The 219-nt window shown below is 38.4% G+C and carries 1 pseudogene; it reads right to left on the bottom strand.

From position 1 onward, the window contains the following. Positions 1-219 (bottom strand): annotated as a pseudogene (locus H6A61_RS15800) (hypothetical protein); the annotation flags it as partial.

Genomic DNA, 219 nt, shown 5'->3' with positions numbered 1-219 from the left:
AATAAATCCATTCCTCTAGCGGAGTTTTTGCCACTTTATTGAAGTCGTTTACTTTCAGGATATAATATTCCGGATAAAGTTGGCTTACTTCATCTACCTTGAATGTCTGTTTTTGGAACGGACTCAGTTCCAGAATGTCGTTAGTATGAATTCCGCGGAATTCTGTTTTACCGTGATAAACAATGTCCTTTCCGTGTCCGAGAGTGAAATAGACGATAT

The organism is Bacteroides caecigallinarum (genome assembly GCF_016901995.1).
Taxonomy (GTDB): domain Bacteria; phylum Bacteroidota; class Bacteroidia; order Bacteroidales; family Bacteroidaceae; genus Phocaeicola; species Phocaeicola cellulolyticus.
Note: the sequence above shows the minus strand (reverse complement) of the source record. Positions and strands in the feature narration are given on the sequence as shown.